At 70.5% G+C, this 17,051-nt stretch carries 17 protein-coding genes and 2 tRNA genes; 5 read left to right on the top strand and 14 right to left on the bottom strand.

The window, feature by feature from the left end; genetic code table 11:
* Window positions 1–19 precede the first annotated feature (19 nt).
* Complete coding sequence (gene pknB, locus BLV72_RS16955; protein ID WP_093463222.1) at window positions 20–2,032, top strand: Stk1 family PASTA domain-containing Ser/Thr kinase; 2,013 nt, start codon at window positions 20–22, stop codon at window positions 2,030–2,032.
* Between the two features lie 115 nt (window positions 2,033–2,147).
* On the opposite strand, the gene BLV72_RS16950 is transcribed toward pknB, so the two are convergent.
* The 6 genes from BLV72_RS16950 to BLV72_RS16925 form a co-directional block, all read right to left on the bottom strand.
* Entirely contained in the window at window positions 2,148–2,888 is a 741-nt protein-coding gene (locus tag BLV72_RS16950; RefSeq protein WP_093463221.1) for a class E sortase, read from the bottom strand.
* A gap of 40 nt (window positions 2,889–2,928) precedes the next feature.
* Window positions 2,929–4,383, bottom strand: a complete 1,455-nt coding sequence (locus tag BLV72_RS16945; protein WP_107417423.1) for a class E sortase — start codon at window positions 4,381–4,383, stop codon at window positions 2,929–2,931.
* Entirely contained in the window at window positions 4,380–5,030 is a 651-nt protein-coding gene (locus tag BLV72_RS16940; protein WP_078642451.1) for an aminodeoxychorismate/anthranilate synthase component II, read from the bottom strand. The genes BLV72_RS16945 and BLV72_RS16940 overlap by 4 nt, the downstream gene beginning before the upstream one ends.
* Window positions 5,027–5,203: a hypothetical protein gene (locus tag BLV72_RS47950; protein ID WP_086710638.1), complete on the bottom strand. Its 177-nt coding sequence runs from the start codon at window positions 5,201–5,203 to the stop codon at window positions 5,027–5,029. The genes BLV72_RS16940 and BLV72_RS47950 overlap by 4 nt, the downstream gene beginning before the upstream one ends.
* An 84-nt stretch (window positions 5,204–5,287) precedes the next feature.
* Window positions 5,288–5,965, bottom strand: coding sequence for a class E sortase (locus BLV72_RS16930; RefSeq protein ID WP_093463219.1), 678 nt, complete (start codon window positions 5,963–5,965; stop codon window positions 5,288–5,290).
* 66 nt (window positions 5,966–6,031) lie between these two features.
* Window positions 6,032–6,802: a DUF881 domain-containing protein gene (locus BLV72_RS16925; RefSeq protein ID WP_093463218.1), complete on the bottom strand. Its 771-nt coding sequence runs from the start codon at window positions 6,800–6,802 to the stop codon at window positions 6,032–6,034.
* Between the two features lie 145 nt (window positions 6,803–6,947).
* On the opposite strand from BLV72_RS16925, the gene crgA reads away from it, so the two are divergent.
* Window positions 6,948–7,205, top strand: a complete 258-nt coding sequence (gene crgA / locus BLV72_RS16920; protein WP_030827826.1) for a cell division protein CrgA — start codon at window positions 6,948–6,950, stop codon at window positions 7,203–7,205.
* 347 nt (window positions 7,206–7,552) lie between these two features.
* On the opposite strand, the gene BLV72_RS16915 is transcribed toward crgA, so the two are convergent.
* Both BLV72_RS16915 and BLV72_RS16910 read right to left on the bottom strand, forming a co-directional pair.
* On the bottom strand, window positions 7,553–8,437 hold the full coding sequence (locus BLV72_RS16915; RefSeq protein WP_093463216.1) for a rhomboid family intramembrane serine protease: 885 nt from the start codon (window positions 8,435–8,437) through the stop codon (window positions 7,553–7,555).
* An 89-nt stretch (window positions 8,438–8,526) separates the two neighbouring features.
* Window positions 8,527–9,060, bottom strand: a complete 534-nt coding sequence (locus BLV72_RS16910; RefSeq protein WP_059143818.1) for a peptidylprolyl isomerase — start codon at window positions 9,058–9,060, stop codon at window positions 8,527–8,529.
* 296 nt (window positions 9,061–9,356) lie between these two features.
* Between BLV72_RS16910 and BLV72_RS16905 the strand changes: the two genes are divergently transcribed.
* Window positions 9,357–10,079 (top strand): DUF5324 family protein, encoded by a 723-nt coding sequence (locus BLV72_RS16905; RefSeq protein ID WP_093463215.1) that lies wholly within the window; start codon window positions 9,357–9,359, stop codon window positions 10,077–10,079.
* 146 nt (window positions 10,080–10,225) lie between these two features.
* Here the strand turns inward: BLV72_RS16905 and BLV72_RS16900 are convergent, their stop codons facing one another.
* Together BLV72_RS16900 and BLV72_RS16895 are read right to left on the bottom strand one after the other, a co-directional pair.
* Window positions 10,226–11,377 carry a response regulator gene (locus BLV72_RS16900; protein ID WP_093463213.1) on the bottom strand — a complete coding sequence of 384 codons (1,152 nt, stop codon included), beginning with the start codon at window positions 11,375–11,377 and terminating at the stop codon, window positions 10,226–10,228.
* 187 nt (window positions 11,378–11,564) lie between these two features.
* Window positions 11,565–11,637, bottom strand: a tRNA-Ala gene (locus BLV72_RS16895).
* A 118-nt stretch (window positions 11,638–11,755) separates the two neighbouring features.
* Here BLV72_RS16895 and BLV72_RS16890 point away from each other — a divergent pair.
* Window positions 11,756–12,304, top strand: coding sequence for a helix-turn-helix domain-containing protein (locus tag BLV72_RS16890; RefSeq protein ID WP_078642446.1), 549 nt, complete (start codon window positions 11,756–11,758; stop codon window positions 12,302–12,304).
* 45 nt (window positions 12,305–12,349) lie between these two features.
* Window positions 12,350–14,053, top strand: coding sequence for a serine/threonine-protein kinase (locus BLV72_RS16885; protein WP_093463212.1), 1,704 nt, complete (start codon window positions 12,350–12,352; stop codon window positions 14,051–14,053).
* 187 nt (window positions 14,054–14,240) lie between these two features.
* Here BLV72_RS16885 and BLV72_RS16880 read toward each other — a convergent pair whose 3' ends face one another.
* The 4 genes from BLV72_RS16880 to BLV72_RS16865 all read right to left on the bottom strand — a co-directional run bounded on the left by BLV72_RS16880 (window position 14,241) and on the right by BLV72_RS16865 (window position 17,048).
* Window positions 14,241–15,596: a hypothetical protein gene (locus BLV72_RS16880; protein WP_093463210.1), complete on the bottom strand. Its 1,356-nt coding sequence runs from the start codon at window positions 15,594–15,596 to the stop codon at window positions 14,241–14,243.
* A 210-nt stretch (window positions 15,597–15,806) separates the two neighbouring features.
* Window positions 15,807–15,941: a DLW-39 family protein gene (locus BLV72_RS48780; RefSeq protein WP_003958712.1), complete on the bottom strand. Its 135-nt coding sequence runs from the start codon at window positions 15,939–15,941 to the stop codon at window positions 15,807–15,809.
* Between the two features lie 192 nt (window positions 15,942–16,133).
* A tRNA-Ile gene (locus tag BLV72_RS16870) sits at window positions 16,134–16,207 on the bottom strand.
* Window positions 16,208–16,268: 61 nt separating this feature from the next.
* Window positions 16,269–17,048 (bottom strand): DUF3566 domain-containing protein, encoded by a 780-nt coding sequence (locus BLV72_RS16865; RefSeq protein WP_093463209.1) that lies wholly within the window; start codon window positions 17,046–17,048, stop codon window positions 16,269–16,271.
* Window positions 17,049–17,051 lie beyond the last annotated feature (3 nt).

The following is a 17,051-nucleotide window of genomic DNA, read 5'->3' as shown; positions in this document are numbered from 1 at the left end:
GAAGAGGGCTGGAGTAGCTATGGAAGAGCCGCGTCGCCTCGGCGGCCGGTATGAGCTGGGCTCAGTGCTCGGCCGCGGTGGCATGGCGGAGGTCTACCTCGCGCACGACACCCGCCTCGGCCGTACTGTCGCTGTGAAGACGCTCCGGGCGGACCTCGCCCGTGACCCGTCCTTCCAGGCCCGGTTCCGCCGAGAGGCCCAGTCGGCCGCCTCGCTCAACCATCCCGCGATCGTCGCGGTCTACGACACCGGCGAGGACTACGTCGACGGTGTCTCGATCCCCTACATCGTGATGGAGTACGTCGACGGTTCCACGCTGCGTGAGCTTCTCCACTCGGGCAGAAAGCTGCTCCCCGAGCGCTCGCTGGAGATGACCACCGGCATCCTCCAGGCACTCGAGTACTCGCACCGCAACAACATCGTCCACCGGGACATCAAGCCGGCCAACGTCATGCTCACGCGGGACGGCCAGGTCAAGGTGATGGACTTCGGCATCGCCCGCGCCATGGGCGATGCCGGTATGACCATGACGCAGACGGCCGCCGTCATCGGTACCGCCCAGTACCTCTCCCCCGAACAGGCCAAGGGCGAGACCGTCGACGCGCGCAGCGACCTGTACTCCACCGGCTGTCTGCTCTACGAGCTGCTGACCGTAAGGCCGCCGTTCGTGGGCGACTCCCCGGTGGCCGTCGCGTATCAGCATGTGCGGGAGGACCCGCAGCCGCCGAGCACCTACGACCCTGAGATCACCCCGGAGATGGACGCCATCGTCCTGCGGGCACTGGTCAAGGATCCCGACTACCGCTACCAGTCGGCCGACGAGATGCGTGCCGACATCGAGGCGGCCCTGGAGGGCCAGCCAGTGGCCGCGACCGCCGCGCTGGGCGCGGTCGGCTACGGCTCCGAAGACCAGCCCACCGCGATGCTGCGGCCGCAGAACTCCGGTGCCGGGGCGCAGACCTCGATGCTTCCGCCGATGCGCGAGGACGACGGCGGCTTCGGCTACGACGAGCGGCCGGACCGCGGCCGGGGGCGCGGGGGCTCCGGCAAGAAGAGCAACCTCTCGACGATCCTGCTGATCGTCGCGGGGATACTGGTCCTGGTTGGCGCGATCTTCATCGGGAAGTCGCTGTTCGGCGGCGGTAAGAACGACGACATGGTCCCGGTCCCCAATCTGGTCGGCAAGACGATCGCCGACGCCAAGAGCCAGGGGGAGAACGGCGACTTCAAGATCAAGAACGTCGGCTCCAAGTTCTGCGAGAACGCGGACAAGGACACCGTCTGCGAGCAGAACCCCGAGGGCGGCGGCGAGATCAAGCGGTACGGCGTGGTCGAGCTGACCATGTCCAAGGGCCCCAAGCCCGCCGCGAGGGTCGAGGTGCCCGACGTCCTGAACGTGCAGTACGAGTCGGCCAAGGATCAGCTCGAGGCCAAGGGCTTCAAGGTCGACCAGAAGACCCAGCAGTCGGACCAGACCGCCGGCAAGGTGATCGACCAGGACCCGAAGGGCGGCAAGAAGGTCGCGAAGGGCACCACGATCACCCTGACCGTCGCCCAGGCGCAGCAGAAGGTCACCGTCCCCGACGTGACCACGCAGAAGGTCGCGGACGCCACGGCCGCCCTCCAGGGGAAGGGCCTCAAGGTCCAGACGCAGGAGGTCGACAACGGCGACGTCGAGGCCGGCACGGTGACCGACCAGACGCCCAAGGGCGGCCAGGAGGTCCTGCCCGGTTCGACGGTCACGCTGACCGTCGCCAAGGCCGCCGCGGAGAACGTGCCGGTGCCCAACCTGGGCGGCCAGAAGCTCAAGGACGCCAAGAAGGCGCTCCAGGACCTGGGCCTGAACGTGGGCAACATCGCCGGTCCGCAGGACGACGAGGCCACCGTGGTGGCCAGCCAGCCCGGTGCGGGCACCCAGGTGCCCAAGGGCCAGTCGGTGAACCTCATCACGGTCGCCGGGCAGGGCAACGGAGGGAACGGCAACGGAGGCGGGGACGGCGGAGGCATCTTCGGCGGCCAGAACGGCTTCTAGACGCATAGCGGTGACATGGGGAAGCCCCCGGCATCCTGAGCAGGGTGCCGGGGGCTTCGTCGTGCGCAGGGGCCGGGGCCGCCCCGGGGGCCAGTCCGCAAGCCGTCCGAGGGGGTCAGCGCAGTTCCTTGGGGGGCGTGCGGTCCGCGTCGACCTTCTCGGTGCGCTCCAGTTCGCCCCACACGATGTAGCGGTGGCGGGAGGTGTAGACGGGGGTGCAGGTCGAGAGCGTGATGTAGCGGCCCGGCTGCTTCCGGCCCGACTCCTTCGGGACCGCGTTCAGCACGTCCACGTTGTACTTCGAGGTCTCCGGCAGCGTCGCGTAGACCTTGTAGACGTACCAGGTGTCGCGGGTCTCGAAGACCACCGCGTCGCCGTCGTGCACCTTGTCGATGTTGTGGAACTTCGCGCCGTGCCCGTCCCGGTGCGCGGCCAGGCTGAAGTTGCCCTTCTTGTCCCACGGCATCGCGGACTTGACCGGCCGGGTGTAGTAGCCGGCCACACCGTCGTTGAGGGTCTCGGTACTGGTGCCCTTCTTGACCAGCACCTCGCCGTTGTGCATGGACGGTACGTGCAGGAAGCCGATGCCGCTCTTGGTGTCCAGCCCGCCCGGCCCCTGCTGCGACCAGTGCTTGCGCACCCGGTCGCCCTGCTTCTTCGCCTCACGGTCCGCCAGGACGTTGGTCCACCACAGCGAGTACACGACGAACAGGGCGAGAATCAGCCCCGCGGTGATCAGCAGTTCGCCGAAGACCGCTATGGCCGAGGCTACCCACCCACGGCCGGGACGACGGCTGGGCGTTGCGGGCGGGCCGGGGTGCCGGTCCTGCCGCTCGTCGTGGTCGGTCCGTGCCACCGCGTCGTACCCCTTTTTCTGGTTTCCCGGCTGTTCCCGCTCATTCGACCAGCGCGTCCGGCTTTCCCTGGCTACGCGGCCGCTCCTCGACCATCTTGCCCCAGAGGATCATCCGGTAGGTGCTGGTGAATTCGGGGGTGCAGGTGGTCAGCGTGATGTACCGGCCCGGCTCGGTGAAGCCGGAGCCGGGCGGCACCGGGTTGATGACACCCGTGTTGGACGGCGACGTCTGCGGCAGGATGCTGCTCATCGCATAGGTGTAGTACCGGCTCTGCGTCTCGACGACGATCTCGTCACCGGGCTTGAGGCGGTTGATGTAGCGGAACGGCTCACCATGGGTGTTGCGATGCCCGGCGAGCGCGAAGTTGCCCTTCTTGTCCCACGGCATGGCGGTCTTCAGCGGGCTCTTGCCGTAGTGGCCGACCATGCCGCGGTCGAGAACCTTGTGCTTGTCGATGCCCTCCGCGATCGGGGCCTTCACATCCAGCTTGGGGATGTAGATGATCGCGAACCCCTGCCCGGGGGAGAAGGTGCCCGGGTTCCGGTCGTCGCCGCCGTTCTCGTCCCACTTCTTCTGCAGGTTGTTGGCGGCGCCGTTGGCCTGCTGATGGGCACGGATGTTCGTCCACCACAGCTGATAGGTGACGAAGAGCAGCATCACCACGCCGAGGGTGATGAACAGCTCGCCTACCACCCGGCTCGCCACCACCCCGGGGCTGTCCTTACGGGCCCGCGCGGCGCGCTTGGCCTCCATACGGGTGCGGGGCGGGGCGTCCCCGGCGCTCCCCGCGCCCTCCGTGGGCCGTGTGGCGCCCGCCTCGGCCGTGCCGCGCCGGGCGCGGGAGCCATGCCGTCCGGCGCGCTTCCCGGCCTCCTGGGCGGCCTTACGGCGGGCGGCCCGGCCACCGGGCGAGGGCTCGGCGTCGCCGTCCCGGTCCGGCGCGACCTTGCGCAGCGCCATGGTCTGGTCGGCGGGCGCCCCCTGCACAGCGCGCAGGGCGACCGTCTCGTCGTTCCCCGGGGGCCTTACCGGGGGCAGGACGGCCGTCTCCGCGGCCTCCGGGACGCGTCCGGGCGTCTCGGAGGGGCGTCGGGGCGCCCTCGGGCCGCGTACGGGCGTCTGAGGGGCGTATGCGGACCCTGAGGGCCCCGAGGGGGCCGCGCGGGCGCGTCGGCGCCCCGTGGGCGGCCCGGCGGCCTCAGCGGCCCCCTCCGGCCCGGCGGGGGCCGGGCGGGCGCGCCGTCGGCGACCGGTGGGCGGCGGCACGGCGAGCGACGCGGTGCCCGTGGTCCGCCCCGTGGGCCCGGCCGGGGCGGAGTCCGGCAGCGGGTCGGCCAGAGGGTCCCGAAGGCCCTCCGCGGCCGCCGCGAACGCGTCCGGGCCCGCATGCGCGCCATGGGCGTCGTGCTGCTGATGAGACCCGTACGGCGGGTACGGGGCGGGCTCCCGGGCGCCGTGGCCGGCGCCCTCGCGCTCAGGGCGCGGTCCGGTCACTCGCCGGCCTTACCGCCGACCGCCCCGACCACCGGGGCGAGCCCCGCGGACCGTCCCACGGCATCCGTGTCCCCGCACTCCACCAGCCAGTTGGCGAGCATCAGATGACCCCATTCGGTGAGGACCGACTCGGGATGGAACTGGACGCCCTCGACCCGCAGTTCACGGTGGCGCAGCCCCATGGCGATGCCGGTCTCGGTCCAGGCCGTGATCTCCAACTCCGGGGGGACCGTCCCCCGTTCCACGGCCAGCGAGTGGTAGCGGGTGGCGGTGAAGGGCGTGGGCAGTCCGCTGAAGACGCCGGCGCCCTCATGGGTCACCAGCGAGGTCTTGCCGTGCAGCAGCTCCGGGGCCCGCCCGACGACGCCGCCGTAGGCGACGGCCATGGACTGCATCCCCAGGCAGACGCCGAACACCGGTACGCCGGTGCTCGCGCAGTGCCGCACCATGTCGACGCAGACCCCCGCCTCCTCCGGCGTGCCGGGCCCGGGGGACAGCAGAACGCCGTCGAAGCCGTCCTGGGCGTGGGCCAGGGAGACCTCGTCGTTGCGCACCACCTCGCACTCGGCGCCGAGCTGGTAGAGGTACTGGACGAGGTTGAAGACGAAGCTGTCGTAGTTGTCGACGACCAAGATGCGCGCGCTCATCGCGGACCCGCCATTCCCTCGTCGACCGTCACGTCATTGAACGGCAGCAGGGGCTCCGCCCAGGGGAAGACGTACTGGAAGAGCACGAAGACGATCGCCAGCACCAGCACGAGCGAAATCAGCGCCCGCATCCATGCGTTACCCGGCAGATGCCGCCAGATCCAGCCGTACATGCCATCCCTACTCACCGATGACGAAGTCGATTGCAGCACCGGAGTGCAGCACCAGAGTAAGGGGCGCGGGGTGGGGCCGGAGGGTCAGCTGTACAAAGCCTTGGGCTTGCCTTGGGCAACCGATTGGGTCGCGTCGAGGTGCGCCCAGGTGATCAGGCGGTGACTGTGGCCCCACTCCGGCTCACAGGTCGTCAGCGTGAGATAGCGCCCGGGGCGCCGGAAACCGGACGCGCGCGGCACCGGATCGATCACCCCGGTGTCGGTCGGCAGGGTGCGGTAGGGCCGCCGGTCGACGCGGTAGGTGAACCAGGTGGTGCCGTCGGTCAGCACCACCGCGTCACCGGGGCGCAGCGCGGGGAAGTCCTTGAAGGGGTCGCCGTAGGTGCGGCGATGCCCCGCGACGGCGAAGTTGCCGAGGGCCCCGAGGCGGGCGGTGCGGGAGTAGTGGCCGAGCCCCTTCTTCAGGGTGCCGGTGGCGGTGCCCTCGAGAACGGGCTTGGCCCAGTCGGCGCCGAAGCGCGGGATGTACATGATCGCGAAGGAGTCGCCGGACTCGTAGCGGCGGGGCTCGGACGAGGGCTCGGCGCCGACAGTGACCGTGCCGGTGGCCCATCGGTCCTGGAGGTGGTCGATCTCGCCGTCCATGGCGCGGTCGGCCCGCACCGAGGTCCAGTACAGGACGTAGACCACCAAAAGGATGATCAGGGCTCCGACGGTGACGCAGATCTCACTGAGCGTCCTGACGATCAGCCGCGTTCTCATCGGCCCCCACTGTCCGCCCCGCTGACCCCGTGCCGCCGGCCCGTGCCGCGTACAGGTCCGCAGGTGCTATCCGATGGGCTGTGCCTGGTGCAGATCCACTGTGCCGGAGTAGCCGGGAAGAGTCACCGTGTCGTGCTGGTCGACTTTCCAGCCGAGGCCGTACGCGTCGACATAGCTGCGGTAGTTCTGGATCGCTGGCGAGGCGGTGAGCGCGGCGCTCAGCTTGCCCCGGTCACCCACAGCGGTGACCTTGTAGGGCGGTGAGTAGACCTGGCCCTGCAGGATCAGGGTGTTGCCGACGCAGCGCACCGCGCTGGTGGAGATCAGCCGCTGATCCATGACCTTGATCCCCTTGGCGCCGCCCTGCCACAGCGCGTTGACCACGGCCTGCAGGTCCTGCTGGTGGATGACGAGATCGTTGGGCTGCGGGTCCGGGACGCCGGGGATCTGCGGGGTGGCGTTCGGCGGGGCGTCGGTGAGGGTGACCGTAAGGCCCGCGCCGGAGAGCTTCCTGGTCCCGGCGGTCTTCTCCAGCTCGGCCAGCTTGCGGCGCTCGGCCTGGGTGCTGCCGTTGTCCCGCCGGGCGAGGGCGTCGACCTCGGAGCGTATTTTGCCGGTGCTGTCGTCCAGGGTGCCGTTCTTACGGCTGCGTTCCTGGATGAGATCGGAGAGCCGCAGCATCGATTCATCGCTGCGGATATTGGTGCCCTGGGCTGTGTTGAAGCTGGTCCAGAAGATCACTCCGGCCAGCGCGAAGACCGCGCCGGTCAGCAGTCTCACGGGCCGGAACCGGGGGCGGCGGGACGCCGGGGTGGGGGAGTCAGCGGAATTGCTCAACGTACCCTTACTCCTTACGACGCCGCGGAAGGACTACGCTAACGGACGTGTGGGGGAGGGACGTGGTCCCCGTCGCTGTCCCGCCCCGGCGCCGTCCGTACACACCCCCGCGCGGTCACGCAGCGCATCGACAGGAGAGTTCCTCGTGCCGAAGTCACGGATCCGCAAGAAGGACGACTTCACGCCGCCGCCGGCGAAGCAGGCAGCCAGCATCAACTTGAACAGCGGCCGCCGGTGGGTGGCACCGCTGATGCTCGCCATGTTCCTGATCGGCCTCGCGTGGATCGTCATCTTCTACGTGACCACGGGTGATATGCCGGTCGAGTCGCTGGGCAACTGGAACATCGTGGTCGGCTTCGGCTTCATCGCCGCGGGCTTCGTCGTCTCCACCCAGTGGAAGTGACCCGGCTGTCCCCACGCCGGTCCCCAGGTTGTCCACAGAGTTATCCACAGCCGGGGAAAACTCAGAAGATCTGTGGATAACCTCTGCCGTGTTGACGCCGGTGTGACCGGCGACGGGCGTCTGTTCGATCGTTCACACCCCCGTCTTCCTGCGAAAATGCAGGTCAGCCGGGGGTCGTACGCAGGTTCTCCACAGGTTGCGTATGATCCACCACTTGCTGTGGACAACTGACCGAGCCCGGCTCGGCCCCACGCACCGGAGATCGCCGGGAACCGTCCACGGCCCTGCGGACGGCCCTAGGGAAGGACGTCCGCGGCGGCCCGCCGAGCGTCGGCCGACCGCCCCGCTCAGCCGGTGAGCTGGATCGTCCGGATCCAGACCATGGCGACGATCCCGAGCAGCACCAGGGCGCAGGTCCCGCGCTGCACCAGCGCCCGCTTCTCACGGGGCGCGTGCACCATCCCGTACGCCACCACCGTGCCCGCGACCAGGCCGCCGACATGGGCCTGCCAGGCGATTCCGGACCAGGTGAAGGTGAAGAGCAGATTCAGCGCCAGCAGGGCGATGACCGGCCGCATGTCGTAGTTCAGCCGGCGCATGAGCACGGCGGTGGCGCCGAGCAGGCCGAAGATCGCGCCGGAGGCGCCCAGCGACGGCTGGTTCTGCGCGGCGAGGAGATACGACAGCGCGCTGCCGCCCAGCCCCGACAGCATGTAGAGCACGATGAAGCGGACGCGGCCGAGCGCGGCCTCCAGCGGTCCGCCGATCCACCACAGCGAGAGCATGTTGAAGGCGATGTGGATCACCTGCTGGTGAAGGAAGATCGAGGTGGCCAGCCGCCACCACTGGCCCTCGGCGACTCCGACGATCTGCGCCGCGCCGGGGTCATAGGCCCGTCCGACCAGGTCGAGATCGTTCACCAGCCGGTCGCCCGCGGACAACGCCGCGAGCCATACCGCGATGTTAATGGCGACCAGGATCTTGGTGATCAGCCGGGGATCCGAGGTGATCGTGCCGCCGGCCATGGTGCGCGGCTGGGCGGCACGCGGCGGGGGACCGACGGCCGAGGCTCCGGCCCCGGCGGGCACCCGTCCGCTCACGCACTCAGGGCAGTGGAACCCCACAGAGGCGCTGATCATGCACTCGGGGCAGATCGGGCGCTCACAGCGGGTGCAGCTGATGCCGGTCTCCCGCTGGGGGTGCCGATAGCAGCAGACCGCCTGGTCCTCCATGATGTCCCCTCGCCCTTCCCCCGCCCCGCTTGTTCACACGGACACTTGTTCACACGGACAAGCGGGGCATGAAAGTTCCCCGTACGGGCTCAGCCCTCGCGGGTCTCCACAACGACCGACTCGATGACGACGTCCTGCAGCGGACGGTCGGTGCGCGGGTTGGTCGCGGTGCCCGCGATCGCGTCGACGACCTTCTTGCTGGCCTCGTCGGCGACCTCGCCGAAGATGGTGTGCTTACCGGTCAGCCATGCGGTCGGGGAGACCGTGACGAAGAACTGCGAGCCGTTGGTGCCCGGGCCGGCGTTGGCCATCGCGAGCAGGTACGGCTTGTTGAAGGCCAGGTCCGGGTGGAACTCGTCACCGAACTCGTAGCCCGGGCCACCGGTCCCGTTGCCCAGCGGGTCCCCGCCCTGGATCATGAAGCCGCTGATCACCCGGTGGAAAACGGTGCCGTCGTAGAGCTTCTCCTTGGCCTTCTTGCCGGTGGCCGGGTGCGTCCACTCGCGAGTGCCTTCGGCCAGCTCGACAAAGTTCTTGACCGTCTTGGGGGCGTGGTTCGGCAGCAGCCGGACCACGATGTCGCCATTGTTCGTCTTCAGGGTGGCGTAAAGCTGCTCGGCCACGATCAACCTTCCATCGTTTTCACTTCCGTCTCCTGATCCTCGCACGGACGCAAGGTCGACGAGTAGCCGCGGAGGCGGCGCCGGGCGCGCCGATCCGCGCGGTTTCAACGAGAATCCTCCTTATGACCCAGATGCCCGGTCACGCATGCTGCCCGTGCTGCGAACGGGCATGATCTCCACAAACAGGCATGATCTTTCTTGGGATGGAAACACGAAACTGGGCAAATAGAGCGCGCGACGAAAACGCACGACTCTGAAACCGGGAGCTTGACCACGCCACCGAGGAGGAGGATCCCGTGACCCGCATTGACAGCGTGCGAGCCGCGACCGGCACAGCCAAGGGCAGCGTCCTGCACGCCGCGGAGGCGGTGGCACCCTACGCCGGCACGGCCAAGGACACCGCATCGCGCTACGCGCACGAGGCCCGCGTACGGCTGGCGCCGAAGGTGTCGACCGCGGCGCACCAGGCCCGGTGCTCGGCCGGCGCCCAGTACCACGCCCATATCGAGCCCATGCTCCACCAGGCCCGTGGCACTCTGCCGCCGAAGGTGGACCAGGCTGCCACCCGGGCCGCCAAGCGCACCCGTAAGGCAGCCCGCCACGCCGCCGACTACACCGGTCCGCGGATGGAGCAGGCGATGGCCGGGGCGCGCGCCGCCGCCGGACCGGTGCGCGAGGAGGCCGCCGTCCGTACGGCCGCGGCCATCGCGGCGCTGCGCACCCATGTGACGGCCGCGGAGATCGAGAAGCTGGCCAGGAAGCACCGCCGCCGGGCTCGGACCGCCCGTGTCGCCAAGCGTGCGGCCTTCATCGGACTGGTCGGCGCGGGCGTCTTCGCCGCGTGGAAGTGGTGGGACAAGCAGGCCAACCCCGACTGGCTGGTCGAGCCCCCGGCGGCGACCGAGGTGGGCGACCGGGAACGGCTTTCGGCAGTGGACGGCAGCGACCAGAGCGCCCTCGACCCCGAGGTGCAGGCCAAGCAGGCCGAGACCGAGCCTCGCAGGGACGACGAGCGCTGACCAAGGACGACGAGCGCTGAACGCCGCCTCATACGGCGTCCGGCGCGGCCCTCCGCGAGGGGCGGGAGATCTGATGATCGCCCGCCCCTCGCCCCGTCTCCGGCCCCGGATCGGCCCGGTCTGGCCCGGCTCGGTCGGGGCCCGGCTCAGTCCGCCGGGTCCTCCCCCTTGGAACGGCGCTGCCGGCGCTCCAGGAAGATCTCGGTGAAGACCGAGACCTTGGCCCGCAGCGCCCAGGGGTCGAACGGCTTGGCCATGTAATCCACCGCACCGGCCGCATAGCCCCGCGAGGCGTTCTCGGGATCGGCGCCCATCGCGGTGAGGAAGATGATCGGGATGTCGCGGTTACGGGAACGCCGCTTGATGTGGGCCGCCGTCTCATAGCCGTCCATCTCGGGCATCTGCACATCCAGCAGGATCACCGCGAAGTCGTCATGGTCGAGCAGCGCCTTGAGGGCCTCCTGCCCGGACGTCGCGGTCACCAGCTCCTGGTCGAGCGTGGCCAGCACGGCCTCCATGGCCAGCAGATTGTTCTGCTGGTCGTCCACCACGAGGATCTTGGGCCGCGGCCCGGTGCCCCGCTTGGGCTCCGCCGGTCCCTCCGGGGCCGCGGGCTCGTCCTCCGGCTGGGGCACCGCGGCCGGGGGCTGGGACTCCACCATGGCCAGCTGCCGCTCCAGGACCAGACAGCGCTCCTCCGCCAGCCGGCCCCGCAGCCGCACGTCCTCCAGCTCCTCGGTGAGCCGCCCCACCTCCTGCCGGAGCAGATCCCGCTCCTTGATCAGCTCCTTCCGGTCCGGGAGCTCCCGCTCCAGCGCGTCCGCCCGGGCGCGCTCCGTGGCCCAGGCCGCCTCGGCCTGGTTCAGCCGCACCTCGAGATCGGCGATGCGGTGCTTGCGGTCCAGCAGCGCCTCGCCCAGCACGTCCTGGTGTGCCATGGACACCCGGGCGTCCCGGTCGGCGTCGGCCAGCTGGATCTGCAGGATCTCCATGGCATGGCCGGGGGAGCGACTGGTGCGGACCGCGGCCCGGTGCAGCTCCCGCACCAGCTCGATGGCGGCGGGGGTGGGAGCGACGCCCCGCCGCGCCGCGAGATCGGTGAACAGATCGAAGACGAACTCCCACGGCGGGATGCGGGTGCCGCTCAGAAACCGCGAGATGGTGCTCGGGTCGCGGTGCCTGCGCACCGCATATCTGCGCACCGAGATCCCCAGCCCCAGGAACAGCTTCCTCAGCTCCACAGCGAAAACCCGGCACTCCTCGGGCAGGTTCTCGCCCAGCGGATGCAGCTCACCCATCGTGTCCCCCTGTACGGCGGCTCACGCCGATCAGACGACTCCCGGGCGATCTGCCCGAGTTGTGAGAAACACCCTGGAGCATCCCGCGGGTGTTGCGCCGGGCAATGACAGGAGTGGCAACACCGATATCAGGGGCGAAACAAACCAGCCAGGACACCGATCACGATGTCCTGGCTGGTGACGAAGGTGGAGCCTAGGAGAGTCGAACTCCTGACATCCGCCATGCAAAGACGGCGCTCTACCAACTGAGCTAAGGCCCCGTCGCCGATCAGGATACCTGCTACCGGCCACCATTCCCGACCGGGTATCGCTCGTGCGTAGCGCTCTCCGTAGGATGCCACGCAAGATTCGCGGCAGCGAAGCGAAGGGGAGAGCGAGATGGACGCAACACAGCAGGATGCCACCGCGCGCGCACGGGAGCTTCAGCGCAGCTGGTACGGGGAACCGCTGGGGGCGCTCTTTCGCCGTCTCATCGATGATCTCGGTCTGAACCAAGCCCGTCTCGCCGCCGTCCTCGGGCTGTCCGCGCCCATGCTCTCGCAGCTCATGAGCGGCCAGCGCGCCAAGATCGGCAACCCCGCCGTCGTCCAGCGGGTGCAGGCGCTGCAGGAGCTGTCCAGCCAGGCGGCGGACGGCAGGGTCAGCGCCGCCGAGGCCGCCGAGCGCATGGAGGAGATCAAGAAGTCCGCGGGCGGCTCGGTCCTCAACTCCACCCAGTCCACGGCGACGAGCACGGGCGCCCCGACCGTTCGGCGAGTGGTGCGCGAGATCCAGTCGCTGCTGCGGTCCGTGGCGGCCGCGGGGGACATCATCGATGCCGCCGACTCCCTCGCCCCGACCCACCCCGAGCTGGCAGAGTTTCTCCGTGTGTACGGCGCCGGGCGGACCGCCGACGCGGTCGCCCACTACGAGGCGCACCAGAGCTGACGGGCTGAACTGCTGACGAGTCGATGACGGGGCGGGCACGGCGCGATGGGTGAGATCTTCGCGGGCCGGTACGAGCTGGTGGACCCGATCGGGCGTGGGGGCGTGGGCGCCGTATGGCGCGTCTGGGACCACCGCCGCAGACGGTACGTGGCAGCGAAGGTGCTCCAGCAACGTGATGCCCATACGCTGCTGCGCTTCGTCCGGGAACAGGCCCTGCGGATCGATCACCCCCATGTGCTGGCGCCGGCCAGCTGGGCGGCCGACGACGACAAGGTGCTGTTCACCATGGATCTGGTGGGCGGCGGCTCGTTCGCCCATCTCATCGGCGACTACGGCCCGCTGCCGCCCCGTTATGTGTGCACCCTGCTCGACCAGCTGCTCTCCGGACTGGCCGCGGTACACGCCGAGGGCGTGGTGCACCGGGACATCAAGCCCGCGAACATCCTGCTGGAATCCACCGGGACCGGGCGGCCGCATGTGCGGCTGTCCGACTTCGGCATCGCGCTGACCAAGGGCGAGCCACGCCTCACCGAGGCCAACTACGTGATGGGCACGCCCGGTTACTTCGCGCCCGAGCAGATGATGGGCGACGACCCGGACTTCCCGGCGGACCTCTTCGCCGTGGGGCTGGTGACGCTCTATCTGCTCAACGGGCACAAGCCCGACGCGGAGGCGCTCGTCAAGCTCTTCGAGCAGGGAGTGCCGAACGCGCCCACGGGGGTGCCGGAGCCGCTGTGGCAGGTGATCGCGGGTCTGCTGCAGCCGGACCCCGAGGACCGCTTCCGCACCGCCACAGGAGCGCGGAAGGCGCTGGCGACGGCGGTCGACCTGCTGCCCGAGGCCGACCTGGACGACGACGCCATCGAGGTCTTCGACCATCTCGGGCCGCTGCCCGCCGGGTTCGACTCCAATGGGCCGACCCGGCCGCGCCGCCGCCACGCGAAGACGGACCCATCCCGAGAGAACGGCGCGAACGGAGCGGCGCCCTCTCCGTCTCAGACCGCCGCCGACGCGGGCCCCGCCGCCGAGGCGTCCCCTCCCCAGCCGGCCGCCCCACAGCCGTCCATGTCCGACACCGGCAGCTTCACCCTCCCGCCGCCGCTCCCCCGGGCCGACCAGCCAGGGACACCGCACACCGAACCCCCGCCCGGCCAGGCCCCGCAGACCGGGTCTCCAGGGGCACCGTCCTCCGGCGTCCCGCACGCCGAACCGCCGCACGCCGAACCCCCGTACGCCCAGACGCCCCTGAGTCAGACCCCACCGCCCCAGCCCGCGGGCCCACCGACGCCCCCGCCGCCGACCGCCCGGCCCGCGACTCCGCCTCCGCCGGTCCAGCGGCCGTCGATGCCGCAGCCGATGCCCCACCCACTGACCCCGCCGACCCCCTCGACGGCGGCCCCGCTGCCACCGGCACAGCCGCCCGTGCACCATCCGCACCACGCACAGCAGCCCCCACACCCCGTACAGCCGGTGCACCACGCGCACCCGCATACGCCCACCCCCGCTTCCGCTCCGACCGCGGCACCCTCGCCGACACCGACACCGACTCCCACGCCGACTCCGACCCCGACACCAACGCCGCCCCCGCGTGATTTCCCTTCTACTCGTCCATACACCGCCGGGCGGCCGCAGGTTCCCGCGGCGACGCGGCGGCGCCCCGGACCGTCCCGGAAAGCAGCGCTCTCGATCCTGATCGTCGCGGCGGTGTGCTTCGCCGTCGGCGCATGGGCGCTGGTGGCCGCGGGCTGACGTCGCCCATACGCCGACGACGCCCCTGCCGACGTCACCGCCCCTGACGGAGCCCCCGCCGACCTCACCGCCCCTGACGGAGCCCCCGCCGACCTCACCGCCCCTGGCGGAGCCCCCGCCGACCTCACCGCCCCTGAGCCCCTGACGGCGCCGCCTGACGCACCCCCAGCGAAAGCGGCGCCCCCGGCTACCAGCCCGGCGACGGCCCGTACCGCTGCGTGGAGGCCCGGCGGCGGGCGGCGAGCGTCCACACGCCGAGCCCGAGCACCAGAGCCGTCCCCGTACCGATCCCCGCGTACCCCACCACCCGCAGCGCGGTCTTCTTCGAGTCGGCGGCGCCGGAGCCAGGACTCGCCATCCGGTCATCGTCCGCGGCGTCCGGATGGCGCTTGGCCGCCTTCCGGTCGGCGGCCGTGAGGCCGAACCCCGCCTCGACCGGGTCCTTGTCGTAGCTGGGCCCACCGCGCGCGGCGCCCGCGACCCGTACCCGCAGGACGACCGGCACCGGGCCGTTCAGATGCGGCGCCACCTGCGGCGGGTTGAGGGTGACCGCCAGGAAGTACCCACCGCTGAAGCTCATCGCGCGGACCGTGGAGCCGGTGTTGGCATACCGGTTTCCGTAGGCCACCGGCGCGGTGGCCACCTGGGTGCGGGGCGCATCGCCGTCCTGCGCGGCGGGGATGCCCCGCTTGGCGAGCCCGCGCGCCGGGTTGTACGCGTGCATCGCCAGCGCGCGGTCGAGCAGACGGGTGCTCTGGTCCTTGCCGTCGGCGGATAGTTCGGCGGCGGCGGTGAGGCGCTGCCCCCAGTCGACGGGCACCCGGTAGAAATGCGTCTCCCCCGGCGTGATCTCGTCCTTCCACACCCCGCTCCCCAGGGTCGGCGCGTCGGTGAAGCCGCGTCCGCCGCGCCGCGGCCAGGGAGTGCCGTCCGGCGGTACGGGCGACGGCGTGCTCCAACTCCCCTCCGGAGCGGCTCCCGTGGCCCCGCCCTTCACCGGTGGCTCCACCATCACCCGGAGCTCCACAGGCCAGCGCTCCGAGTCCGGTGACCCGTCCTGGCGCTCCACCGTCACCACATAGCGCCCCGCTTCATGGCAGGAGGCCGGCCCGGACTCGATCTGGCGGGAGGCGTAGTCGGCGAGGGGGAAGGCGACGCCATTGGTTTCGATCTTCGGGGCGGCGGTGCCGCAGATGCCCCCGTCAGGGCTCTCCAGCGTCACCTTCACGCCGTCGCGGTACGAGGTCACGTCCGCACCCGGTGGAGGCGCGGCGACCGCTGAGACATAGGCGGCTGACTTCGTGTCGAGCGTCACGCCGTAGTACCGCTTCTCGCCCGGCCCGAGGCTGTCGACATAGGTGCGGCCGGCCGCCAGGGACGGGGCGCCCGAGTCGGCGTCGGCGCCGGATATCCGGGTGCCGCGGGTCTCGTACGCCCGGGCCCCGTCGGCGCCGTCGGCGAGGGACGTCCCCGGCGCCGCGGCCACCGTGCACAGTGCCGCCACCGCGGCGAGACCGGCCCTGACCTTGCGGCGGTCCTTCATCGCGCGTCACTCCTCGTCGTACCGGCCGGTCGGCCCGTTCAACTTTGCCTGTGCAAGCTATTCGTTTGCGAGAGTGAAACACGAAGGCCCCCGTCATCCCATCTCCCGGCGCCCCTGCCCCTTCCCCGCACGGCGCCAGTAAAGCCGACGGGGCCCCGACCGCTCCAGCGGTCGGGGCCCCGTACTGGGACTGTCTTAGGAGCTAGGAGCTCACACACCCGAACCTGCGGGCACGGAGTCGGTCGCCTCCGTCCACAGATCCTGCTCGGCGCGATCCGCCTGGATCTGGCGGTACACGAGGAGCCCGCCGATGGCGGCCAGTGCGACCAGGAGCAGCTTCTTCACTGCGCTACCTCGTCTCTTTCTTGACGTAGGGGACCTCTGGCGCCCGATGATACACACCGACCGATACCGATCGGTGACCTATGACCGGCATTGGCCGATGAGAAACCGGGCAGGAACCGGGGATCAACTCCCGGCCCCCCATACGACATCAGCCTGGATGAAGAAGATCTTCATCCAGGCTGATCGCGACGGTGGGGCTAACAGGACTTGAACCTGTGGCCTCTTCCTTATCAGGGAAGCGCTCTAACCGTCTGAGCTATAGCCCCGCGCTGCACCGAAAGATTAGCGCACGACCTGCCCCGTCCCAAAATCGGTAACGGCGGGCCGCTACTCGTCCTCGGCCAAGGTCAGCTCGACGCCACCCACGAAGCCCGCCGACAGGTTGTAGATGAAGGCCCCGAGCGTGGCCAACGCGGTGGCCAACACCACGTTGATCACGGCGATGATCCCGGTGAACCCGAGGACACGCGGAAGCGACAGGAAGGACTCCAGGTCGAACCCGCTGCCCTCCTGCGACTCCGTCGCATCGCTGATGGTGCCGCCGACCGCGCTGAAGACGCCCATGGCGTCCATGACCATCCACAGCACCGCCACCGCGATCACGGTGCAGATCCCCAGCGCTATCGCGAGCAGGAAGCTGACCTTCATGACCGACCACGGATCGACCCTGGCGACCCTCAGCCGCGCCTTACGCGTCCGCGGCGCCGGACGGGCCCCCGCGGGCGTGCGGGGGCGGCGGACGGCCGTGGCGGCCTGCTGGTGCCCCGAATGGGCGGCCTGGCCCGGCTGCCCGGGCACCGCGGAGCCGCCCTGTCCGGCCCCGCCGCCGGGCGGCGGGGCATAGGCCTGCGGCGGGTGGTACGGCTGCGCGGGCTGGGCGGGGGCGGGGCGCTCGTTGGGGAGCGGGCTGGAGTACTGGGGCTTCGGATGCGGATCCCGCTGCGGCCGTAGCTTCCGGGTCTCCGTCACCGACGCGGGGGCGGAGTCCCCGGCCGGGCCACGGGCGCCTTCCCCAGCGGTGGTGCCGCCCGCCGAAGTCTGGGCTCCCGATCCCGGACGCCCTCCGGCGTCCGCACCGCCGCCCGCGGCACCCGTGGCTCCACTCACGAC

The organism is Streptomyces melanosporofaciens (assembly GCF_900105695.1).
GTDB classification, from domain to species: domain Bacteria; phylum Actinomycetota; class Actinomycetes; order Streptomycetales; family Streptomycetaceae; genus Streptomyces; species Streptomyces antimycoticus.
The sequence above is the reverse complement of the archived record's forward strand: the minus strand, read 5'-3'. Positions and strand labels throughout refer to the sequence as shown.